The organism is Allostreptomyces psammosilenae (assembly GCF_013407765.1).
In the GTDB taxonomy this organism is placed as follows: domain Bacteria; phylum Actinomycetota; class Actinomycetes; order Streptomycetales; family Streptomycetaceae; genus Allostreptomyces; species Allostreptomyces psammosilenae.
The window spans coordinates 4,579,222-4,601,088 of the sequence record NZ_JACBZD010000001.1 but is presented as its reverse complement, the minus strand read 5'-3'; the positions used below and the strand labels follow the sequence as shown (position 1 = coordinate 4,601,088).

Annotated in this window: 21 protein-coding genes and 1 other RNA gene; 11 read left to right on the top strand and 11 right to left on the bottom strand. The window is 74.4% G+C overall.

What is annotated here, in order from left to right; all coding sequences use genetic code 11:
* Window positions 1-72: 72 nt before the first annotated feature.
* Window positions 73-825 carry a GntR family transcriptional regulator gene (locus FHU37_RS19010; RefSeq protein WP_179815342.1) on the bottom strand — a complete coding sequence of 251 codons (753 nt, stop codon included), beginning with the start codon at window positions 823-825 and terminating at the stop codon, window positions 73-75.
* A gap of 260 nt (window positions 826-1,085) precedes the next feature.
* On the opposite strand from FHU37_RS19010, the gene FHU37_RS19005 reads away from it, so the two are divergent.
* Window positions 1,086-1,226, top strand: a complete 141-nt coding sequence (locus FHU37_RS19005; protein WP_179815341.1) for a hypothetical protein — start codon at window positions 1,086-1,088, stop codon at window positions 1,224-1,226.
* Window positions 1,227-2,154: 928 nt separating this feature from the next.
* Complete coding sequence (locus FHU37_RS19000) at window positions 2,155-3,336, top strand: methyltransferase domain-containing protein (protein ID WP_312892670.1); 1,182 nt, start codon at window positions 2,155-2,157, stop codon at window positions 3,334-3,336.
* 7 nt (window positions 3,337-3,343) lie between these two features.
* Here FHU37_RS19000 and rnpB read toward each other — a convergent pair.
* Together rnpB and FHU37_RS18990 are read right to left on the bottom strand one after the other, a co-directional pair.
* Window positions 3,344-3,757: RNase P RNA component class A (gene rnpB, locus FHU37_RS18995), an RNA gene on the bottom strand.
* A 54-nt stretch (window positions 3,758-3,811) separates the two neighbouring features.
* Window positions 3,812-4,246 (bottom strand): DUF3224 domain-containing protein, encoded by a 435-nt coding sequence (locus FHU37_RS18990; protein WP_218904079.1) that lies wholly within the window; start codon window positions 4,244-4,246, stop codon window positions 3,812-3,814.
* A 107-nt stretch (window positions 4,247-4,353) separates the two neighbouring features.
* Here FHU37_RS18990 and FHU37_RS18985 point away from each other — a divergent pair, with 107 nt between their 5' ends.
* Both FHU37_RS18985 and FHU37_RS18980 read left to right on the top strand, forming a co-directional pair.
* The gene (locus tag FHU37_RS18985; RefSeq protein ID WP_179815340.1) at window positions 4,354-5,481 is read left to right on the top strand and encodes a helix-turn-helix transcriptional regulator; all 1,128 of its coding nucleotides are present in this window, start codon (window positions 4,354-4,356) and stop codon (window positions 5,479-5,481) included.
* 125 nt (window positions 5,482-5,606) lie between these two features.
* Window positions 5,607-6,272, top strand: coding sequence for a GNAT family N-acetyltransferase (locus tag FHU37_RS18980; RefSeq protein ID WP_179815339.1), 666 nt, complete (start codon window positions 5,607-5,609; stop codon window positions 6,270-6,272).
* A 175-nt stretch (window positions 6,273-6,447) separates the two neighbouring features.
* Here FHU37_RS18980 and FHU37_RS18975 read toward each other — a convergent pair whose 3' ends face one another.
* Complete coding sequence (locus tag FHU37_RS18975) at window positions 6,448-7,389, bottom strand: beta-ketoacyl-ACP synthase III (RefSeq protein WP_179815338.1); 942 nt, start codon at window positions 7,387-7,389, stop codon at window positions 6,448-6,450.
* Window positions 7,390-7,848: 459 nt separating this feature from the next.
* Between FHU37_RS18975 and yaaA the strand changes: the two genes are divergently transcribed.
* Together yaaA and FHU37_RS18965 are read left to right on the top strand one after the other, a co-directional pair.
* Window positions 7,849-8,664 carry a peroxide stress protein YaaA gene (yaaA, locus tag FHU37_RS18970; RefSeq protein ID WP_179815337.1) on the top strand — a complete coding sequence of 272 codons (816 nt, stop codon included), beginning with the start codon at window positions 7,849-7,851 and terminating at the stop codon, window positions 8,662-8,664.
* 89 nt (window positions 8,665-8,753) lie between these two features.
* Entirely contained in the window at window positions 8,754-9,134 is a 381-nt protein-coding gene (locus FHU37_RS18965) for a hypothetical protein (protein WP_179815336.1), read from the top strand.
* 39 nt (window positions 9,135-9,173) lie between these two features.
* Here the strand turns inward: FHU37_RS18965 and FHU37_RS18960 are convergent, their stop codons facing one another.
* Window positions 9,174-10,112 (bottom strand): LysR family transcriptional regulator, encoded by a 939-nt coding sequence (locus FHU37_RS18960; protein WP_179815335.1) that lies wholly within the window; start codon window positions 10,110-10,112, stop codon window positions 9,174-9,176.
* A gap of 180 nt (window positions 10,113-10,292) precedes the next feature.
* On the opposite strand from FHU37_RS18960, the gene FHU37_RS18955 reads away from it, so the two are divergent.
* Window positions 10,293-11,798 (top strand): FAD-dependent oxidoreductase, encoded by a 1,506-nt coding sequence (locus FHU37_RS18955; protein ID WP_312892669.1) that lies wholly within the window; start codon window positions 10,293-10,295, stop codon window positions 11,796-11,798.
* A 92-nt stretch (window positions 11,799-11,890) separates the two neighbouring features.
* On the opposite strand, the gene FHU37_RS18950 is transcribed toward FHU37_RS18955, so the two are convergent.
* From FHU37_RS18950 to FHU37_RS18940, 3 genes are all read right to left on the bottom strand, one after another.
* On the bottom strand, window positions 11,891-13,162 hold the full coding sequence (locus FHU37_RS18950) for a bifunctional RNase H/acid phosphatase (RefSeq protein ID WP_179815334.1): 1,272 nt from the start codon (window positions 13,160-13,162) through the stop codon (window positions 11,891-11,893).
* A 65-nt stretch (window positions 13,163-13,227) separates the two neighbouring features.
* Entirely contained in the window at window positions 13,228-13,971 is a 744-nt protein-coding gene (locus FHU37_RS18945) for a zinc ribbon domain-containing protein (protein WP_179815333.1), read from the bottom strand.
* A gap of 344 nt (window positions 13,972-14,315) precedes the next feature.
* A complete protein-coding gene (locus FHU37_RS18940) occupies window positions 14,316-15,173 on the bottom strand; it encodes a Nif3-like dinuclear metal center hexameric protein (RefSeq protein ID WP_179815332.1) in 858 nt (285 codons plus the stop codon).
* A gap of 460 nt (window positions 15,174-15,633) precedes the next feature.
* Here FHU37_RS18940 and FHU37_RS18935 point away from each other — a divergent pair, with 460 nt between their 5' ends.
* From FHU37_RS18935 to FHU37_RS18925, 3 genes are all read left to right on the top strand, one after another.
* Complete coding sequence (locus FHU37_RS18935; protein ID WP_246451051.1) at window positions 15,634-16,326, top strand: class I SAM-dependent methyltransferase; 693 nt, start codon at window positions 15,634-15,636, stop codon at window positions 16,324-16,326.
* Window positions 16,327-16,340: 14 nt separating this feature from the next.
* A complete protein-coding gene (locus FHU37_RS18930) occupies window positions 16,341-17,288 on the top strand; it encodes an N-acetylmuramoyl-L-alanine amidase (protein WP_312892668.1) in 948 nt (315 codons plus the stop codon).
* A 187-nt stretch (window positions 17,289-17,475) separates the two neighbouring features.
* A complete protein-coding gene (locus tag FHU37_RS18925) occupies window positions 17,476-18,513 on the top strand; it encodes a hypothetical protein (protein ID WP_179815330.1) in 1,038 nt (345 codons plus the stop codon).
* Between the two features lie 368 nt (window positions 18,514-18,881).
* On the opposite strand, the gene FHU37_RS18920 is transcribed toward FHU37_RS18925, so the two are convergent.
* The 3 genes from FHU37_RS18920 to FHU37_RS18910 form a co-directional block, all read right to left on the bottom strand.
* A complete protein-coding gene (locus FHU37_RS18920) occupies window positions 18,882-19,073 on the bottom strand; it encodes a hypothetical protein (RefSeq protein ID WP_179815329.1) in 192 nt (63 codons plus the stop codon).
* A 382-nt stretch (window positions 19,074-19,455) separates the two neighbouring features.
* A complete protein-coding gene (locus FHU37_RS18915; RefSeq protein WP_179815328.1) occupies window positions 19,456-20,277 on the bottom strand; it encodes a maleylpyruvate isomerase family mycothiol-dependent enzyme in 822 nt (273 codons plus the stop codon).
* A 179-nt stretch (window positions 20,278-20,456) separates the two neighbouring features.
* Complete coding sequence (locus tag FHU37_RS18910; protein ID WP_179815327.1) at window positions 20,457-20,786, bottom strand: winged helix-turn-helix transcriptional regulator; 330 nt, start codon at window positions 20,784-20,786, stop codon at window positions 20,457-20,459.
* Between the two features lie 171 nt (window positions 20,787-20,957).
* On the opposite strand from FHU37_RS18910, the gene FHU37_RS18905 reads away from it, so the two are divergent.
* On the top strand, window positions 20,958-21,848 hold the full coding sequence (locus tag FHU37_RS18905) for an NAD(P)-dependent oxidoreductase (RefSeq protein ID WP_179815326.1): 891 nt from the start codon (window positions 20,958-20,960) through the stop codon (window positions 21,846-21,848).
* The last annotated feature ends 19 nt before the right edge of the window (window positions 21,849-21,867 follow it).

Below are 21,867 nucleotides of genomic sequence, written 5' to 3'. Positions count from 1 at the left end.
CCTCCTCGGTCAGACGGTGAGCAGCGCGCGCAGCGTAGCGGCAAGGTGCTTCCCCCGAGAGCACCCCTCGCCCTAAAGCTCGATCTCGTAGTCGAGGACGACCCGATCGGCCGGACGCACGATCGGATGGGCCACCTCGACCACGCGCTTCTCGGCGGTGAGCATGCGCCGAGTAATGGTCATGACCGGGGTGGCCGCCGGGATCCGCAGCGTCTCCGCCTCCAGACGGCTGGGCATGCGGGCGCTCACGGACTCGGTGACGCACACGACGTCGATCCCCAGGGTGCGCATCTGGGCCTTCGTACCGCCAGGCCATGGTTCGTTGATGGGATCCGCCACGGGCGTTCCGACGACATCCGACCACCGCACGTAACTCACGCTCATCTGCTCCGGCGCCCCGCGGTCCCAGAACACGAAGTGACGGGCGAGAAGCTGAAGACCGGGCTGCTCGCCGAAGAGGGCGGCGAGGTCGGCGTCGGCCTCAACCCGTTCGAACCGCTTGTCGAGGCGGTACTCACTCCATTCGGCGCCCTGGTCGACGGTGAACGCCGTGGCCGGAGTCGCCCCTGCGTCCCGGTACCGGGACGCGGCGAGGCGCCGGACCGGTGGGCGCTGGCGCACCGTGGTTCCCGCGCGTCCACGGGACTCGATCAGCCCTTCCGCGCGCAGAACGCCGAGGGCCTGCCGGATCATCGTCTCGCTCACCCCGTGCTCGGCCGCCATCTGCGGCAACGGCGCGAGGCGCGCCCCAGCGGGGAGGTCGCCGGACGCGATCCGGTCGCGGAGCGCATCCGCGATGCGCTGGTATCCGGGCCGGTCGGTCACATGCCCTCCTTCACTCCTGCGGGTTATCTGCGTACAGATTCTGCCGGATGAGTTGCAGAGGGCCAAGTCTTGCGTTATCTGTACACGTATAGATAATCCTGCGCACACAAAAGCCCCGTGGAGGTGCGGTGGAGGAGGGCACGACGTGGCGGCGACGCATCCCGGCTGGTACCGGGCGGGGTGGGGCCGTCCGCCGCTGGGTCCACGCCTGTCTCCAAGGACACGCCGAACGGGAACGCGCGACCGAGGCTGCGGTCCGCTTGTTCGCCGCCGCAGTGGACGCCGACGCGACCGAGGTCGTGATCACCGTCTCCACCGCCGGGCGCCGGTGCCGCATTCACGTCCGTGCCAACGGCCGGACGACCGAGCAGAGCGAGGACTTCGGAGGGATCAGCCAGTGACCATCCCATCGCCCACCCCACCTGCGCACCCTCGGATTGACCGCGCCCTGAACGACGACGAGCGTTACGGCCGCGTCTGCGTCCACTGCGGCGGCGACCGACTTCTCGGCGAGCGCTTCTGGGTCCTGTGCACCTTCGACCAGACGTGGAAGGTGCGCTGCTGCGACTCCTGCGCGGCGAAGGGCCTACTGTCGGGAGGCACGACGATCCCTCAGCAGCTCTGGCGCGGAGTGCGCGGCTACCCGCTCCTGCGCGGCTCCAGGTTGCCGATCCTGCTCTTCGTCTACGAAGGCAACGACGTTCCAATCCCCCGCGTGGCGGGCCGCATGGAGACGCTCTCCATCGCGCTCGGCCTGGATCCCGCCGCCAGCGCACTGGTCACCACCCGGCACCGCTGCTGGCTCGGCCCCCAGGCACGCTCCCTCACCGTGGTGAACGGCGGCGACGCGATCGCCTACGACCTCTCGCAGCAACTGCCCCCCATGGCAACAGGCCGCCGACCGCCACTGCGGCGCCACCCTCGCCGCTCTCCTCGCGCCGCTGGCCGAGCCGCTCTACGGACCCGACGACCTGGAGCGCGTCCTTACAGCCGCAAGCCGCCGAGGCAGGCTACGCGCCGGCTTCTGCCCTGTCGTAGAAGCGGCCGAACCCTCACCCGACACGGCCATCTACCGGCCCCCGTCAATCCCCTGACAACCGCTCCCGACCGCAGGGAACCCGCCCCGGTCTGGAGCCGTACTCGACCACTGCGTGATCGCGGGGTGGTAAACACAACCCCGGAGGTGGAGAACATGCCCGCTTGGTGGCTGGCGATGGCTGACGGCAACCCTCAGGACGACAGCGACAGGGGGAACAAGCACGGCGGGGGCGGATCGGACGAGGGCGGCAACACGAACGACGGCCAAGGCCCGGCGGACGGCCGCTGAACGTGGACGCGCACCCCACGGAGACGGCAGGCCCGGAATGGCTCGCCTCCGCGCTCATGGAAAAGGGAGCGCTGACGAGCGAGTGGTTGCCCGCGTTCAACGCGGCGCCCCGGCACCTGTTCATCCCCGACGTGATCTGGCCCGGTCGCGCCGGAATGAATCGGCAGGACGACCGAGTGATCCGCAGCGAGGAACCCGAGGTCTGGTGGTCCGCCGTCTACCGCGACGCACCGATCACGACGCAATGGGATGACGGGAACTACACCGGCCCCGGCAAGGGCAAGATCCCGTCGAGCTCCAGTTCCATGCCGACCATGGTGTTCTCGATGCTCGACGCATTAGGCGTCGAAGACGGCCACCGGGTGCTTGAGATCGGCACCGGCACCGGCTGGAACGCCGCGCTGCTGTCCCACCGGCTCGGCTCCGACAATGTGTTCACCATCGAGGTGGACGAAACCAGCGCGCGGGACGCGCGCAAGCGTCTGAACGACGCCGGATTCCATCCCGTCTCGGTCATCGGGGACGGAGCGGAGGGGTATCCCGACGGCGCGCCGTACGACCGCGTCATCGCCACGGCATCGGTCGGCCGCGTCCCCCGGCAGTGGGTGGCCCAGACGAAGCCGGGCGGGATCATCGTCACGCCGTGGGGCCCGACGTACGGCGGGGAAGGGATCGTGCGTCTCACCGTGGCCGACAGCGAATCCGCTGTCGGACCGTTCGTGGGGTCCTCCGCATTCATGCGGCTGCGCGCCCAGCGCACGACGCGGAAGCACGTCCGGGAATACCTCGAGGGCCGGAAGTGGCCGGCTGACGGACGCCGCACCATGACCGATCTTTCCCCGGAATCGGTGGGTGACTGGCCGGTCATGTTCGCCATCGGTGTACAGGTCCCCGAGGCGTTCCCGTGGATGGAGCCGTACGACGACGGCTCCTACACGCTCTGGCTGCGGGACACCGCCGTCACCTCGTGGGCAACCGTCGATTTCGTCCCCGGCCACGAGGAGTTCGAGGTCTACCAGTCCGGCCCGCGGAACCTCTGGGATGAAGTGGTGGCGGCCTACCTCTGGTGGGACGAACAGAAACGGCCGGGATTCGAGCGGTTCGGGCTGACCGTGGACGGCAACCGGGAGCGGGTCTGGCTGGACCGGCCGGACAATCCCGTGCCCGTCGTCGCGCGACCCTGAATGGCGACGGAAGAGTCGATCTGTACGCCGGATTCTGTCTCGCGCGGGCCTTGCGGCCCGCGCGGAGGCGGTCATCCATCTGGGGCCGCCGTCACCGACGACCTCAATGCGGTCTACCCGCGGACTCGGGCGGGCCGCCCTCGAACATCCGCGCAGAGCGTCTGGCGACGCCCCTTCTTGACCTTGCTCCGGGTGGGGTTTACCGAGCCGTCCGAGTCACCCCGGACGCTGGTGGTCTCTTACACCACCGTTTCACCCTTACCGGGTGTCCCGGAGAACTCCGAGACACCCGGCGGTTTGCTTTCTGTGGCACTGTCCCGCGGGTCACCCCGGGTGGGCGTTACCCACCACCCTGCCCTGTGGAGTCCGGACGTTCCTCAGCGGATCGAAACCAACCCGCCGCGACCGCCCGATCGGCTCTTCCGCCGCACCGGTCAGCTTACCCTGCCGGCCCTCCCCTACCGGTCACCCCTGCTCAGGCCGGCGCCCCCGGGAACACCGGCTCGATGGTGTACGGCGTCGCCGGAGCACCGCCGGTGGAGACGAAGCCACCCTCCGCCTCCGCCTCCGCCAGCTCACCCGTGCCCGAACCGGGCACGATGCTCCACCGGCAGTTCACCGTCTCCCCCTCGAACTCCCCCTCCTGCCGCAGCACGAAGCTCCCCGAGCGCCCGTCCAGCGTGCCGGTGATCTGCTCCCAACCGGTGTACCTGCCGACGCCCTCGGTGACGTACACCATCACGTAGATCGCCTTCCCCACCCCCTCGATCCGGCCGGTGTAGGTGTTGGTCACCGTCGCCCGCGCCACCTTCGGCCCGCCCTCGACCTCGGTGACCGGCTGCTCGTCCCAGTCGGCGAAGGTGAAGGAGCCGTGGGTGGTGGTGGCGGTCTGCGTCACGGTGTTGGACATGCTGGTGCCTTTCGTACGCGCCTGTCGGGCTGACGGGAACGATGCTCGCCACAGAAGCTGACACCTTCTGTCAGGTACCGGCGGCGATCCTCCGGCAGCATGACCCCATGCGCGCCAGCCGACTGATCTCCCTCCTGCTCCTCCTGCAGAACCGCGGCACGATGACCGCCACGCAACTGGCCGAGGAGCTGGAGGTCTCCGTGCGCACCGTCTACCGGGACGTGGAGTCCCTCGGCGCGGCCGGCGTCCCGGTCTACGCGGAGCGGGGCCCGCACGGGGGGTTCCGGCTGCTGGACGGCTACCGCACCCGGCTGACCGGGTTGACCACGGAGGAGGCGGAGTCGCTGCTGCTGGCCGGCATCCCCGGACCGGCCGCCGAACTCGGCCTGGGCGCGGTGCTGGCGACGGCCGAGGAGAAGGTCCTGGCCGCGCTCCCCGACCCCATGCGGCTGCGCGCGGGCCTGGCGCGGGAACGCTTCCACCTGGATCCGGCCGGCTGGTTCCGCGACCCGGAGGAGGAGCGCAGCCCGCACCTCGCGGCGCTGGCCCAGGCGGTGTGGGGGCGGCGCCGGGTGCGGATGCGCTACCGGGGCTGGGGGTCGGCGCCGGCGGTGCGGGTCGTGGAGCCGCTGGGGATCGTGCTCAAGGGCGGCCTGTGGTACCTGGTCGCGCGGCGCTGGGCGGAGGGCGGCCACGCGAACGGCGGCGCGAACGGCGGCGGCACGGGCAGCGGCGGCACGGGCAGCGGCGCCGGCGGGGCGGAGCGGCCGGTGACGCGGGTGTACCGGGTGTCGCGGGCGGAGGGCGCCGAGGTCCTCGACGAGGAGTTCGAGCGCCCGGCGGACTTCGACCTGGCCGCCTTCTGGGCCGCCTGGGCGGAGCGCTTCGAGGCGGAACGCCATCCGCACGTGGCGGAGCTGCGGGCCACCCCGCGCGGCGTCGGGCTGCTGCCCTCCCTCGGCGCTGGGTTCGGCCGGCCGGAGGTGCGCGGGGAGCCGGATCCGGTGACGGGCGAGCCGGGGCCGGTGATCCGGGTCGGGGGCCCTCCGGGCCGGCCGCTGCCGCCGGAGGCGGCCGGCTGGATGCGGGTGCGGCTGCCGGTGGAGTCGGTGCGCGGGGCGGCGATGGGCCTGCTGCGGCTGGGCGCCGAGGCGGAGGTGCTCGGCCCGCCGGAGCTGCGCGCGGCGGTCATGGCGGAGCTGCGGCGGATGACGGAGCGGTACGGGCGGCCGTGAACGGCCCCGCACCCCTGTCGAAACACTCGTCGAGGCGCGTGGGCCAAACCCCTAGGCAGCCATGAGAGCGCTCTCATAGACTCGCCGGCGACCCACCAAACCCTCGAATCACGGGAGTCCCACCCATGGTGACTGACCAGCAGACCCCCGAGCCCACCGAGTCGCCACGGTCCGACGCGCCCTTCATCCGCTCCTACCAGCCGCGCGACCTGGCGGACGTCTACGAGATCTGTCTGCGGACCGCCGACGCCGGCCAGGACGCCACCGGCCTGTACAGCGACCCGGACCTGATGCCGAACATCTTCGCCGGCCCCTACGTCTTCCTGGAGCCGGAGCTGGCCTTCGTGGTGGAGGCCGAGGGGCGCGCCGTCGGCTACGTCGTCGGCACCGCCGACACGGCCGCCTTCGCCGCCGCCTACCGCGAGCGCTGGCTGCCGCGGATCGCCGACCGCTACCCGCTGCCCTCCGCGCCGCAGAACCTGGAGGAGCACATGGTGGACCTGCTGCACCACCCGGAGCGCATGGTGCAGCCCGAACTCGCCGACTACCCCGCCCACCTGCACATCGACCTGCTCCCCGACTACCAGGGGCGCGGCTACGGCCGGCAGCTGATCCGCACCTTCCTCGGGGCGCTGGCCGAGCGGGGCGTGGCCCAGATGTACCTGAGCATGGTGACCAGGAACACCGGGGCCGGCGCGTTCTACCGGCGGCTGGGCTTCCGCGAGTTCACCCTGAGCGTCCCCGTCCCGGACCTCACCTACCTGGTGCGCTCCACCACCGAGCCGGTGTAGGACGACGGGACCACCCGACAGCGGGGCGTCCCCGCAGCGGACGTCCCCGCCGCGGGACCCCCCGCGGTCGGACGGCACGTGTGCGCCGCGACGCCGCGCCGGTGAGGGGGCGGCGCGGCGCCGCGGCAGGCCCGGGGCACGGCCCCCCGGGAACACGAGGGCACCCGAGGGTGCCTCACGGCATCGTGATGACCTGGCCGGCGTAGGTGAGTCCACCGCCGAAACCGAACAGCAGCACCGGCCCGCCGGACGGCAGCTCGCCGCGCTCGGCCAGCTTGGCCAGCGCCAGCGGCACCGAGGCGGCGGAGGTGTTGCCGGAGTCCACGACGTCCTTGGCGACCACGGCCTGCGGCACGCCGAGCTGCTTGACCAGGCCCTCGATGATCCGCAGGTTGGCCTGGTGGGTGACCACACCGGCCAGGTCCTCCGGCTTGTAGCCGGCCTTCTCGATCGCGGCGCGGGCCAGCGGCGCCAGCGAGTGGGTGGCCCACCGGTAGACGGTCTGCCCGTCCTGGGCGAAGGTCGGCTTCCAGTCGCCGAGGATGCGGACCGCGTTGCCCTTCTCCGGCTCCGAGCCCCACAGCACGGGGCCGATGCCCGGCTTGTCGGAGGCCGACACCACGACGGCGCCGGCGCCGTCCCCGACCAGCACGCAGGTGGTCCGGTCGGTCCAGTCCGTGACGTCGGTCATCTTCTCCGCGCCGATCACCAGGGCGTGCCGGGCGGCGCCGGCGCTGATCGCGTGGTCGGCGGTGGCCAGGGCGTAGCAGAAGCCGGAGCAGGCGGTGTTGATGTCGTAGGCGGCCGGGGTCCTCAGGCCGATGCGGGCGGCGACCGAGGCCGCCACGTTGGGAGAGCGGTCACGCTGCGTGCAGGTGGCCACCACGACCAGGTCGATGTCGTCCGGCTCCAGGCCGGAGGAGGCCAGGGCCTTCTCCGCGGCCGGCACGGCGAGGTCGACGACCTGCTCGGACTCCTCGGCGATGTGCCGGGTGACGATGCCGACCCGTTGCCGAATCCACTCGTCGTTGGTCTCGACCATTCCTTCCAGGTCCTGGTTGGTGAGGATCCCGGCAGGCTGGTGGTACCCGAAAGCGGTGATGCGTGATCCGGTCACGGCGGTCCTTCCAGCGGTTCGGCGGCGTTGTGCGGCCGGATGGTGCGCGCGGCCAGGCAGGAGTCCGGCGCGGCGGCGACCGCCCAAACGAGCGACATCCGCGCGAACTGGTGTGCCTCCCGCCGATCCTGCCTGCTGCGGCGCCGGCGCGGGCGATCGCGCCCAACGAAGAACTCGGCGCCTGGATTGTGCGCCCCGCACAAAGGTCGTCCCGCCCAGCACCGGGCCAGTGCGGGGAGCCGGAGTGGGGCCGATGGGAAGCCAACAGCGAGCCAGCGGCGAGCCAGTAGGGAGCCAACGGTACGGACGGGCTCGCCGCCCGGCGCCGGGGCGCCGTTCCGCCCGCGCTGGGTACCCTGGCGGACGCCGCCGGGCCACGCCCGTCCGGCCGGATCCCGGGCGCCCCGCCCGCCGCGCACCACCACCGCACCACCGCACCACCACCGATGGAGTACCGCCGTGCTGATCCTCCTCCCGCCCTCCGAGGGCAAGGCCACCCACGGCGGCGGCGCACCGCTGGACCTCGCCGCCCTCGGGCTGCCCGAGCTGACCGAGCCGCGCGCGACCGTCCTCGGCGCGCTGGTCGAGCTGTGTGGCGGAGGCGACCCGGACAAGGCGATGGAGGCCCTCGGCCTCGGCCCGGGGCTGTGCGGGGAGGTCGAGCGCAACGCCGGGCTGCGCACCGCCGCCACCCTGCCGGCCGGCGAGCTGTACACCGGTGTGCTCTACGACGCGCTCGACCTGGCCACCCTCGACGCCGGGGCGCGCGGGCGGGCGGAGCGCTCGCTGCTGGTCTTCTCCGGGCTGTGGGGGGTGCTGCGGCCCACCGACCGGGTTCCGCCGTACCGCTGCTCGATGGGCGCGCGGCTGCCCGGGGTGGGGGCGCTGCCGGCGTTCTGGCGCCCCCGGCTCGGCGCGGCCGTGCCGGTCGCGGCCGGCGACGGCCTGGTGCTGGACCTGCGTTCGACCGCGTACGCGGCGGCCTGGAAGCCGGCCGGCGAGCTGGCGGAGCGGACGGCGACGGTCCGGGTGCTCCACGAGCGCCTGGTGGACGGCGTGCCCAGGCGCACGGTGGTCAGCCACTTCAACAAGGCCACCAAGGGCCGCCTGGTGCGCTCGCTGCTGGCGGACGGGGCCGAGCCGGCGTCGCCGGTGGAGCTGGCCGTCGCCCTGCGGGACCTCGGGTACCGGGTGGAGGAGCCGGCGGCGCCGCAGGCGGGCCCCCGGCGTGCCGGGAAGGTGCGGCAGTTGGACGTGGTCGTGTCCGAGCTCTGAGCCGCCCGAGCGACGTCCGGCCCGGATTGGCGACCCGGTCGCGCACACGCGCCCTCCCGCCCCGGGGCGGCGGCGGGCATCATGACGCCGTGGAGACCCGACCGCTGGTGGAGATATGGCGCAGCATCCTGGTGGACCCGGAGGTCTGCTGGGTGCTGTTCGAGAACGGCACCTGCGTGGTGCTCACCGAGCCGGCCGAGGACCTCGACGCCCAGGCGAGGGACATCCTGCGGGAGTTCGGCCCGGCCCGGGCCGGCGGACCGGCCGGGGACTTCGGGGTCATCGTCCCCCAGGGCGCGGAGGGCTGGGTCGTCACCGGCTGGCATCCCGACGTCCTGACGTACGTGGCGCCCTCCGAGGTGAACGGCACCGACCAGCTCAGGATCGGGCTGACCGGCCGGGCCAAGCGTTCCCGCGACGGCGGTGAGCTGCGCGTGGTGCACACCGAGGACCACCGGCCACGCCGGTAGGGGGAAGCCCGGCCCCGCGTCGCGGGCGTCCCCCGCCGCTCACTCCCCCACGCGCAGCCGCTCCTCCAGCCGCGGCGGGACCAGCACGGTGTGCGCGCGCAGCGTGTCCAGGAAGACGGCGACCACGCCGCTGGCGGCGACCCGGGTGTAGGCGGTCAGGGCGCGGCGCAGCGGCGGGTCGGCCCCGATCACCCGGCCCACCAGCTCCGGCGGCACCAGGGAGGACGCGCAGAGCACCACGCCGAGGCCGTCGACGCCGAGCCGGATCGCGGTGGAGGTGTGGTGCGCCAGCACCGCCGTGCGCGGGGCGAAGCCGTGCTCCCCGCAGAGCCTGTCGAGGAACGCCGGGCCGGGCCCCTGGAGGCCGGGCTCCATCAGGCAGCGGATCCAGGAGCGGTCCGCCAGCTCGGCGACCGAGATCCGGCCGCGGGCCGGGCCCGCGGGCCCGCCGAGCAGGGGGTCGTCGTCCGGCAGCAGGAAGACGTACTCCTCCACGCCCAGCGTCACCAGCGGGCCGCCCCACCCCGTCGGGGGCGGGCCCACCGCCAGGTCCGCCACGCCCTGGGCCATCGCCTCCTCCAGCTCCGGCACGGTGGCGTACTCGTGCAGCACCACCCGGGTCCCCGGGCGCTGGCGCCGCCACGCGCGCAGCACCGGCGGCAGGGTGCCGTGGGCGGTGGCGTGCAGGGTGGCCAGGTGCAGCTCGCCGGAGGCGCCGTCGCCCACCGCGCGGGCGGCGCGGCGGGCCTGGCGGGCGCCGCGCACCGCCGTCTCGGCGTGCGGCAGGAAGGCGCGCCCCATGGGGGTGAGCCGCACGCTGCGCGGCAGCCGCTCCAGCAGTTCCCCGCCCAGCTCCCGCTCCAGCGCCTTGACCTGGTGGGAGAGCGCGGACTGGGTGACCATCAGTTCCTCGGCGGCGCGGGTGAACGAGCCCTGCTCGACGATCGCCAGGAAGTACTCCATCTGACGCAGGCTCATCGCGGCGCGCCCCCACCTCTCCCGCCCACCCATGAGCAGCCGTCATCGGATCGATCGAAACTAGGACTTGGACTCATCCTAGGTCGCGGATGGAGAGTGGGGCGGAGCCGGGCAGCGACCGGCCCGCCGGCCCGGGAGGACCCCCGGGCGGTGGTCCATTCCTTCCTTCTGGGGGCCCACGTGTACGACCAGACCGACGTCATCGTGATCGGCGGCGGGACCGGCGGTTACAGCGCCGCGCTGCGGGCGGCGGCGCTCGGGCTGCGGGTCGCGCTGGTCGAGCGGGACCTGGTGGGCGGAACGTGCCTGCACCGCGGCTGCATCCCCAGCAAGGCGATGCTGCACGCCGCCGAGCTGGTCGACGGCATCGCCGAGGCGGGCGAGCGGTGGGGCGTCAGGGCGAGCCTGGACGGCGTCGACTACGCGGCGCTGATCGCCACCCGGGACGACATCGTGCGCCGCAACCACCTGGGCGTGGAGGGCCACCTGGCGCACGCCGGCGTGACGGTGGTGCGCGGCTCGGCGACGCTGACCGGACCGCGCTCCGTGGCCATCACGCCCTCGGGGGCCATGGATCCCCGCGCCACCGCCGGAGCCGGCGGCGCCCTCGGTGCGCCCGACACGCCGGCCAGCCTGACCGCGCGGCGGGGGCTGGTGCTGGCCACCGGGTCGCGCCCGCGCACCCTGCCCGGCCTGGTGCCGGACGGCCGGCGCATCCTGACCAGCGACGAGGCGCTGTTCGCCGCCGACCTGCCGGCGTCGGTCGTGGTGCTGGGCGGCGGCGCCATCGGCTGCGAGTACGCCTCCTTCTACCGCTCCATGGGCGCCGAGGTGACCCTGGTGGAGGCCGCCGACCGGCTGGTTCCCCTGGAGGACGCCGACGTCAGCCGCCAGTTGGCCCGCGGGTTCAGGCGCCGCGGCATCGGCGTCCTCACCGGGGCGCGGCTGCTGGAGGCGGTCACCGAGCCGGAGTCCGGGCCGGGTGGCGGGGCGGTGCGGGCGACGGTCCGCACCGCGCGGGGGGAGACGACGGAGCTGGTGGCCCAGCGGCTGCTGGTGGCCGTCGGCCGCGCACCGGTCACCGACGGCCTGGGGCTGGAGCGGATCGGCCTGGCGACCGACGCCCGCGGCTTCGTCCCGCCCGCCGACTGGGACCGGCTGGAGACCGCCGTGCCCGGGGTGCACGTGGTGGGCGACCTGCTGCCGCCGCCCTCGCTGGGCCTGGCGCACGCCTCCTTCGCGGAGGGGCTGGTGGTCGCCGAGCACCTGGCCGGGCTGGCGCCGCGGCCGGTGGACTACGCGAGCGTGCCGAGGGTGACGTACTCCAGTCCGCAGACGGCGGCCGTCGGCCTGACCGAGGAGCAGGCCCGGGCCGCCGGGCACGACGTGGTCACCAACAGCATGCCGCTGACCGCCGTCGCCAAGGGGATGGTGCACGGGCAGGGCGGCATGGTGAAGGTGGTGGCCGAGCGCGCCGGCAGCGCGGCGGGGGGCGTCGGGCGGGTGCTCGGCGTGCACCTGGTGGGGCCGCACGTCTCCGAGATGGTCGCGGAGGGCCAGCTGGTGGTGGGCTGGGAGGCGGAGCCGGGCGACGTCGCCCAGCACGTGCACGCCCACCCGACGCTCTCCGAGGCCGTCGGCGAGGTCTTCCTCTCCCTGGCCGGCCGGGGGCTGCACCAGGTCTGACGGCGGGAGGGCCGCGGGGGAGCCGGGCGCGGCCCGCCCCCCTCCCGTCCCTCCCGCCCGTCCGCCCCTCCCATCCCGTGCGACGACGCCGGTCAGCGCAGGTGGGCGGTGTCGTTGAACAGGCGCATCGAGGAGTTGCCGTCCGGGTAGTGCTGAACGGCGGTCAGCGAGGCGGCGGACAGCTCCATCCGGAACAGCGACTCCAGCGGTGCGCCGATGGCCTGGGCGACCAGCGCCTTGATCGGCGTGACGTGGCTGACCACGAGCACCGTCCGCCCGGCGAAGCGGGCGATGGTCCGGTCGCGGGCCACCGCGACGCGGCCGGCCACCTCGCGCAGGCTCTCCCCGCCCGGCGGCGGGGTGGCGGTGTCCGCCAGCCAGGCGTTCAGCGCGTCCGGCATCCGCTGCTGGACCTCGGCGAAGGTCAGCCCCTCGAAGGCGCCGAAGTCGGCCTCCCGGAACCCCTCCTCGACGCGCACCGGCAGCCCGAGGCGGTCGGCCACCACCTGGGCGGTCTGCCGGCAGCGGGCGAGCGGCGAGGCCACCACGGCGTCGATGCCGCCGCCGGCTGCCAGCGCCTCGGCGGCCCGCCGGGCCTGGTCGAGGCCGCGCTCGGAGAGCTCGGGGTCGTCGCCGCCGGTGCCGGAGAACCGCTTGAGCGGGGTGAGCGGGGTCTCGCCGTGCCGCAGCAGCAGGAGGGTGGTGGCGGTGCCGAGGTCGGCGGCCCAGCCGGCGGGCGGCGTGCCGGGCATGGTCCCGGTGGGTGCGGTGGGCGCCGTCATGGTGGGCGCGGTCGCGGTGGGCGTGCCGGCGGGAGCGGCCCCGGCGCGCGCGGCTCCGGCCGTGGCCGCCGTGGCCGCCGTGGCAGGAGCGGCGGCGCCGGCGGGCGCCGTGGCGGGAGCGGCGGCGGGCTGCGGTGCCGGGATGGTCGTGGCGACCCACTGCCGACCGGCCCCGCCGGCGTCCATCGCCTCGTTGGCCAGCCGGTCCGCGTGGCTGTTCTGCGCGCGCGGCACCCACCGGTAGACGACCCGCTCGGCGGGGAACGCCGCGCGGGCCTCGGTGGCCAGCGGCCGCATGTCCGGGTGCTTGATCTTCCAGCGCCCGGACATCTGCTCCACCACGAGCTTGGAGTCCATCAGCACCTCGACCCGGGCGGCCGGGTCGATCTCGGCGGCGGCGCGCAGTCCGGCGATCAGGCCCCGGTACTCGGCGACGTTGTTGGTGGCCCGGCCGATGTACTGGGCCGTCTCGGCGAGCAGTTCACCGGTCGCCGCGTCCCGCACCACGGCCCCGTAGCCGGCGGGGCCGGGATTTCCCCGGGACCCGCCGTCCGCCTCCACCACCAGAACCCGCTCGCTCACCGCTGGCCCACCTTCACGTCGTCCGCCACCGATTCCTACCCGTTCGCGCGCCCCCGCCGCACCGGTCACAGACCGGAGTCGGCGGTCCGCACCAGGATTCGACGGCAGTTCTCGCAGCGGACGACCGCGTCCGGGGCGGCGGCCCGGACGTCGTTGAGGTCGGTGACGCCCAGTTCCAGCCGGCACCCCTCACAGCGCTTCTGGTACAGCTTGGCCGCGCCGACGCCGCCGAACTGCCCGCGCAGCTTCTCGTAGAGCGCCATCAGGTCGGCCGGCACGGCCGCGGCCACCGCCTCGCGCTCGCGGGCGACGCTCGCCGACTCCGCGTCGATCTCGGCGGTGAGCTGGTCCAGCCGCTCCCGCGCGGTGGCGATGGCCGCCTCCGTCTCGGCGGTGCGGGCCTCCAGCTCGGCGACGCGCGCCTGGGCGGCCTCCCGGCGCTCCATGATCTCCAGCACCACCTCCTCCAGGTCGCCCTGGCGGCGGCCCAGGGAGACGATCTCCCGCTGGAGGTTCTCCAGGTCCTTGGGGGAGGTGATGGCGCCGGAGTCCAGACGCTCCTGGTCGCGCCGGGCACGGGTGCGGACCTGGTCGACGTCCTGCTCGGCCTTGGTCTGCTCGCGGGCCGCGTCACCCTCCTGGGTGCGGGCGGCGACCAGCAGGTCGCGGTCCTTGGCCAGCGTGCCGTTCAGCTCGGCGATCGTGGCGTGTTCCGGCAGGTTGCGGCGGCGGTGCGCGAGCTGGTCGAGCCGGAGGTCGAGGGCCTGCACGTCGAGCAGGCGCTGCTGGTCTGCGGGGGCGGCTTTCACTGGTCAGGACTCCTGGGTTCGTCGGGGCGGTGCGGGAGGTCTCTGGGACCCGCGCCCGCGGTGGTCGGTGACAAGGCCGGCGCGGCCGGCGGAGGCCCGCCTGCCGGCGGGGGCCGGGCCGGCGGCGAGGGCCGGGGCGGAGCGGGCCGGCGGCGACGCGGGCCCGGATCGGCGCGGGCCGAACGCGGCCGGCCCCCGGCCTGGTCGCCCGGCGGCGCCGGACGGGCCCCGGCCCACGGGCCGGAGCCGTCGGCCCGCCGGGCCGCCGCGTGCCCGGGGGCCCGTCCCTCCGCGTGGGCCCCTCGGTGGCGACGGCGGCGGCTGGCGGCGCGCGCGGTCGCGGGTCAGTCGGTGCTCGCGGGCCAGGCGCTGGTCCACGGGTCGGTGACCAGGCGCGAGACGGTGACCTCGATCTCCCACCCGCGCCGGGCCGCGTCCTCGCGCAGCAGCTCGGCGGCCTGGTCCAGCCAGGGGTGCTCGGTCGCCCAGTGCGCCGCGTCGATCAGCGCGACCGGGGCGGCCTCGCGCGCCTCCGCGGCCGGGTGGTGCCGTAGGTCCGCGGTGAGGTAGGCGTCCACCCCCGCCGCGCGCACCTCGGCGAAGAAGGAGTCTCCGGCGCCGCCGCTGACCGCCACCGTGCGCAGCACCTGCCCGCCGTCCCCCGCCACGCGCAGCCCCGCGCGGGTGGCCGGCAGCGACCGGGCGGCCCGCTCGGCGAACTCGGCCAGGGTGAGCGGCTCGGGCAGCGCGCAGACGCGTCCGATCCCGCGCCGGCCGTCGGGGTCGCCCGGATCCGGCACGAGGGGCCGCAGCACCGTCAGGCCGAGCGCCGCGGCGAGCGCGTCGGAGACGCCGGGATCGGCGGTGTCGGCGTTGGTGTGCGCCGTGTAGAGGGCGCAGCCGCCACGGATCAGGGTGTGCACGACGCGCCCCTTGAAGGTGGTGGCCGGCACCCCCGTGGTGCCCTTGAGGTACAGCGGGTGGTGGGTGATCAGGAGGTCGGCGCCGCCGGCGAGCGCCTCGTCGACGACGGGCTGCACCGGGTCCACGGCGAGCGCCACCCGCCGGACGGGGGCGTCCGGGTCACCGCAGACCAGCCCGACGGCGTCCCACGGCTCGGCCCAGGCCGGGTCGTAGCGCTCGTCGAGCAGGGTGAGCACCTCGGACAGTTTCGGGACGGCGGGGGGATCGGGGGTCGACACGGTCCGAGGTTACCCCGAAGCAGGTGGCCGGCGCCCCGGGCGCCGTGGGCCGCCGGCCGTGCCGCCCGCCGAGCCGCTCGCCGGGGCGCCGGCCGAGCCGCGCGCCGAGCCACCCGCCGTGGCACCGGCCACGGCATCGCCGTGGCGCCCGCCGGGCCCGTCCGCCGGGGGCCGGCAACCGGCCGGTGTCCGGGGCGCGTCCTCTCCCCCGCCAGCACGGCGGATCCGAGATCCCGTAGGGTCGGCACGGCGCCGCCGGGCCGCCGGCCCTCCGCGCCTGTACCCGGATGCCTGATGCCTGCGCCGTACACCACGTGCCGTACGCCTGTGCCGGAAAGCGGGGGTTGCACCCATGACCACGTCGGAAACGAGGGCCCCGGCCCCGCACGCCGACCCGGCCCCCGGGGCCGTCTCCCCCACCCCCGAGGTGCTGGCGGCGTTCCGGGCGGCGGACGGGTTCATGCCGGAGGACGAGGGCCTGGCGCTGTACCGGGCGGCCGTCGAGGCGGCCGGCGACGGTCCCGGCCGCGGACTGCCGCTGCTGGAGATCGGCACCTACTGCGGGCGCTCCACGCTGCTGCTCGCCGCCGCCGCCCGGGAGGCCGGGACGGTGGTGGTGACCGTCGACCACCACCGCGGCTCGGAGGAGCAGCAGCCCGGGTGGGAGTACCACGACCCCACCCTGGTGGATCCCGAACTGGGCGTCATGGACACCCTCCCCCGCTTCCGCCGCACGCTCCACCGCGCCGGGCTGGAGGAGCACGTGGTGGCCGTGGTCGGCCGCTCCCCGCGGGTGGCCGCGCTGTGGGGCGGGCCGCTGGCGATGGTGTTCGTGGACGGCGGACACACCGACGAGCACGCGCTCGCGGACTACCGGGGGTGGGCCCCGAAGGTTGTGCCCGGTGGCCTGCTGGTGGTGCACGACGTCTTCCCCGACCCGGCGGACGGCGGTCAGGCGCCCTACCGTCACCTCTACCGGCGGGCGCTGGACGGCGGGGAGTTCGTGGAGGTCTCCGCCACGGGCTCGTTGCGCGTGCTGCGCCGGGTCGGCGGGCCCGCCCCCGTTGAGGCCCGCGGGGAGGCCCCTGGGGAGGCCCCTGGGGAGGCGGAGCCCGGGGCCCTCGCGGAGGGGGAGGCGAGGAGCCAGCGGTGAGAGCCGGGGGGAGAGTGAGCCGAGGGAACACCGGTGCGGCTGTCGCCGCGGCGGCCTCCGCGCTGCTGGTGGCCGTCACGCTGTCCGGGTGCGGACTGCTCGGCAGGGACGCCGAGGGCGTGCCCGGGGGCGGGGGCGGGCCGGCCGTGACATCGGCGTCGCCCTCCCCGTCCGCGGGGGCGGCCACCGGGACGGCGCCCGCCCCGACGCCGTCCGCCGCGCCGACGGGGGATTCGACGGCGACGCCGGCTCCGACCCCGACGGCCGAGGTGCCGCCGCTGGCCGGCCGCACCGTGGTGATCGATCCCGGGCACAACCCGGGGAACGCAGCGCACCCGGCGGAGATCGCCGAGCAGGTGGACGTCGGCACGGGCCACAAGGAGTGCGACACGGTGGGCGCCGAGGACGCCGCCGGCAATCCGGAGTACGCCTTCACCCTCGACCTCGCCCGGCTGGTGCGCGAGGAACTGCGGGAACGCGGCGCCGACGTGGTGCTCACCCACGACGGGGACCGGCCCTGGGGGCCGTGCGTGGACGAGCGGGCGCGGATCGGCAACGAGGCCGGGGCGGACGCAGCGGTGTCACTGCACGCCGACGGCGGCCCGGCCACCGGCCGGGGCTTCCACGTGATCGCGCCGGGGCCGGTGGACGCGGGCACGGCCGACAACCAAAAGGTCGTGGCGCCGTCCCGGGAGCTCGCCGAGCGGCTGCGGGAGGCGTTCGGCGCGGCCACCGGCATGCCGGTCGCCGACTACCTGGCCGGTGGCAGCGGGCTGGACGTCCGCTCCGACCTCGGTGGCCTGAACCTGTCACAGGTGCCGAAGGTGTTCCTGGAGTGCGGCAACATGCGCAACGCCGAGGACGCCGCCGCCCTGGCCGATCCCAAGTGGCGGCGGCGCGCCGCGGCCGGAGTCGCCGACGCGCTCACCGCCTTCCTGACCACGGACCGCCCCGGCTCCTGAGTTGTCATAGACGCGCGACGCAGACCGTCATTGAGGAGGAGGGTGGGTGGAATCAGACATGATCGGGTGAAACCGTTGCGGATCGCTGTCCGCGTGATGGATGAATCGTCACTTCGCACCCGGGTAGGGTCGGGCGCGCCCCCGCGGCAGGCCCGGACGACGACCGAGAGAACCGAGGAACCTTCCTGTGAACCTGCGCACGATCACCCGGGGCGACACCATCGTCGCCGGTGGGGCGCTGCTGCTGCTGATCGCCTCCTTCCTGCCGTACTACAGCGACGAGACGCAGTACGGCAGCTACAGCTACAACGGCTGGGACCAGGCCCTGTGGCCGCTGACGCAGGCGGTGTACTGGCTGGGCGTCATCGCGGCGGTGCTCTACCTGGTGCCCCGGTTCCGCCCCATGGACCGGGCGATCGCCGGACTCACGCTCCCGCAGTGGGGAACGGCGCTGGGCGTGGCGGCGGCCTGGTCGGCGCTGTGGGGCCTGTTCTCCGAGGGTGAGCACGGCTTCGGCGCGTTCCTCACCCTGCTGTTCGCCCTGGTGCTGGCGTTCGGGGTGGTGGCGGGCGGGCAGGTGCCCGCGCTGAAGGCGCCGCTGCTGCCGAACCGCCCGCCGGCCGCCGTCCAGCCGGGGGCCATGGGGCATCCGGGAGCGATGGGGCAGCCGGGGCAGCCGGGCATGTACCCGCAGCAGGGCGGCGCCTACGCGTACCCCTACGGCCAGCAGGGCCAGCCCGGCCAGCCGGGGCAGCCGGGTCCCGGACAGCAGGGCCCCGGACAGCAGGGCCCGATGGGAGCGCAGCCGGCCGGGTACGGCTACCCGCAGCCCGGCCCGGCGCAGCAGCAGCCCGGCGCCGGGTACGGCTACCCGCAGCCGTCGACCGGTGCGCAGCAGCAGGCGCCGCAGGCTCAGCAGCCTCAGCAGGGAGGGCAGCCGCAGCAGGCTCAGCAGCCCCAGCCCCAGCCCCAGCCCTCGCAGGAGCAGGGCGGGGCGGGTGCGCCCGCCGCGGGCGGTGCCGAGCCCTTTGCCCCGTTCTGGTTCGCCGTGCCGGAGGTGCGTCAGCTGGTGCCGGTGGACAACCCGGCAGGTGGGGTCGTGGGCGAGCTGCACCCCGGCGTCTGGTACCTCGCGGTGGACGCGCGGGGCGCGGCGCTGGTCGCCCAGACCCAGGAGGGCGCGCAGGGACTGCTGCAGAACACGTCCGGCATCCAGCGCGGCTGAGCCGGCGCCCGCGCCGAACGGCGTGAGGCCGCCGGAAGATCGAGCGGCGAGCGCATGAGGGTCCCTCCGGCCACGGCCGGAGGGACCCTCACCTTTTCCGGCACCGGCACCGGCGGGGATGGACTCCGCGAACAGTTGACGGTTCACCGAGTTATCCACAGCTCGGAAGAGGGGTCTACCGACACGCCAAAATTTCATGAAACCGTAAAAGAAGGGGGTCCCCCCAGGGCGCTGGTGGGAGAAGATTCGAGGAATGTCATGTCCATCTCCTTTCTCCCGACTCCATTGGAGTAACAGGCGCGACTCAGGAGGAAGCGGCAGGCACAGGCACGACTCGGGTGGGAGGAACAGGCGGTGGAGCGGGCGGGTCAGTCCAGCGGGCTCGGCCACTCGTTGGCCGGGAGCAACTCGCGGAGCCACCTCGATTCGACACGGCCCAGGAAGACTTCGGTGTCGAGGTTGGCCGGGTCGATCTGCCGGATGAACTCCCGGCAACGGCCGCAGGGCGGCAGCACGTGCAGGGCGCCCTCATCGCTGCGCCACACGGCGACGATCCTCACGACCGGGCACTCACCCATCGCCACCTCACGAAATGTCATGGACGCGCCGTGAGTTTTCCACAGGGCTGCCATCAAGGGCTGCCACCGACCATGCTTCCCATGGGATCCTGAAGAAGGGGGTCGCGAGCCCCCCAATGGGGGGGGGGACGGGGGGAAAGGTTTCACCATCCCGGGCGGTCGCTGCGAGCAGTGGCACTCTGCGGCAGCGGCTCTCTGTGGCAGCGCATGCCCGCCGCGCCGGCCCTGGCCCAGAGCCCGGCCCAGCACACAGCCGAGCCCAGCACAGAGCCGAGCCCAGCACAGAGCGCCGCGATCTCCGCGCTCTCCGCGGGGCACGGACACGCCCCGCGGAGAGCGCGGAGATCCAGGAGATCCTCGGCCGTCAGAAAGCCGTGTGGGTGAGCCAGCGGTTCAGCAGTTCCTCGTCGCCGGCGGTCTCCACGCCCGGCGCGCCGGTGGGCAGGCGGCGGTAGATGGCCAGCAGCAGGGCCGTGGCGTCGCCGGCCAGCAGGGCGTCGCGGGGGCCGAGGTCCGCCGCCGCGAAGCGGCCCGCCGTCGGCTGGTTGGCCACCGTGAAGCCGTCCGGCGTGAGGGTCACCGTCCAGGCCCGCACGAACTCCGCACCGGCCCGGGGCGCCGGGCGGATGGCGAAGACCAGGCGTTCCCCCTCGCCGCGCAGCGGCGCGGGCGTCGCCTCCGCCCCCTCCTCGGCCAGCCCGGGTGTGGTGAGGTTGTCCAGGAACTCGTCGACGGCGTCCGCGGTGATCTCGTCCGGCGCCAGGAACTCGGCCCCGGTGGTGATCGCGGCGTCGGCGCGGTGCACCAGCGTCTCGTGCAGCATCCGCCGGGCCCAGAAGCGGGCGTGCGGATCCTTGGCCCAGGTCCACACCGGGTGCTCCGGGCCGGCCGCACGCAGGGCGTCCGCCAGGTCGCCGGCGCCCGCGAGCAGCCACTTGATCCGCTCGTCCGCCTCGTCGGGGACGGGCAGCGCCTCGATCTCGGTCTCCTCGGGCATCCTCGGCTCGGGCGAGCGCACGGCGGCGGCGGCCCAGCGGTGGCACTGGCCGACGTGCTTGATCAGGACGTCGAGCGTCCACTCGGGACAGGTCGGCACGATGGCGTCGCCCTCGGCGTCCCGCACGGTGTCCGCCAGGCGTTCGGTCTCCGCGATCAGCCCGGCCGTGCACCGCTCGAAGTCCAGCATGCGCCCTCTCCTCGTCCATCCACCGTGGCCCGGACGGCGGCCGGTGGCCACCCTCCCACCTCGAACGCTACCGCCCTGGCCGATGCCGGGACAGGGCCGCCGGCGTCGAACACGCCGGACGCGCCGGGGGTGGTGGGACGTCGTCGGATCGAGGGCGGGATCGGGGGGCCGGCCGGGTGCTAGGGGATGGCCTCGATGCGGTCCATGTTGGCCTCGCCCCACTCGCCGAGCGGAACGAGCGCGGTGTTCAGGGAGCGGCCGAAATCGGTGAGCGAGTACTCCACCTTCGGCGGCACCTGGTGGTAGACCTCACGGTGCACCAGGCCGCTGTTCTCCATCTCCCTCAGTTGCAGGATCAGCATCCGCTCGCTGATTCCGGGAACCGCGCGCCGCAGTTCCCCGAAGCGCAGCGGGCCGTCGCCGAGCGAGAACAATATCAGCCCCTTCCACTTGCCCCCCATGACGTCGATCGCGGCGTCCAGTCCGCAGGTGTAGGACCGCTTCTTCATCACCACTCCACTGACAGAAAGGTAAGTACCGCACAGAAATGTCGGTACTTGAGGGAATGTTCGCTCCGGCCCCAGCATGGAACCGGCGGCGCGCCGATATCAACCGGCACCGACGCCGCCGTCCGCATTCGCGCATTTCTCGGAAACCGACTGGGGATTGGACGGAACGACATGACTGGGGACGACCGCGCACCGGTGACCGTCGTGGGACTGGGTTCGATGGGCAGGGCGCTGGCCGAGGCGTTCCTCGCGGCCGGACATCCGACGACGGTGTGGAACCGGACCGCCGGGAGGGCCGCGCCGCTGGTCGACCGGGGCGCGCGCCGGGCCGCGACCGTCGAGGACGCGGTCCGGGCGAGCCCGCTGGTGGTGACCTGCCTGAGCACCTACGACGCCACTCGGCAAGCGCTGGAGCCGGCCGCGGCCGCGCTGGCCGGGCGCACCGTGGTGACGCTGAACAGCGGCGGGCCGCACGACGCCCGCGAGACGGCCGCCTGGGCGAGCGCGCACGGCGCCCGCTTCCTCGACGGGGCGGTCAAGAACGTGCCGCAGGCGGTGGGCGGGCCGGACACCCTCCTGTACTACAGCGGCGACCGGGCGGTGTTCGACGAGCACGAGGCCACGCTGCGGGCGCTGGGCGGCGACACCGTGCACCTCGGCGACGAGGTGGACCTCGCCGCGCTGTACGAGTCCGCCGTGGGCAGCACCCTGCTGCCGGCCCTGGTCGGCTTCTTCCACGGCGCCGCCCTGATCACCGCCCGCGGCCTGCCGGCTCGGTCAATGGTGCCGTACTCCATCAAGTGGTTCGAGATGATCAGCTCCATCCTGCCGGCCCTGGCCGACGAGATCGACGCCGGCGACTACGGCGAGCCGTTCTCCGCGGTCGGCCTCTTCGACGGGGCGCTGGCCGACGAGCAGCGGGTGGCCGAGGAGGCCGGCGTCGACGCCGACTGGATGGAGCCGATGTACCGGCTGGTGCGGCGGGCCGTCGAGGAGGGGCACGCGGACCACAACATCTCGGCCCTGGTCGAGGTGCTCCGGAAGCCGGAGCGGGCGGAGTAACGCGGGGCAACACGGCGAG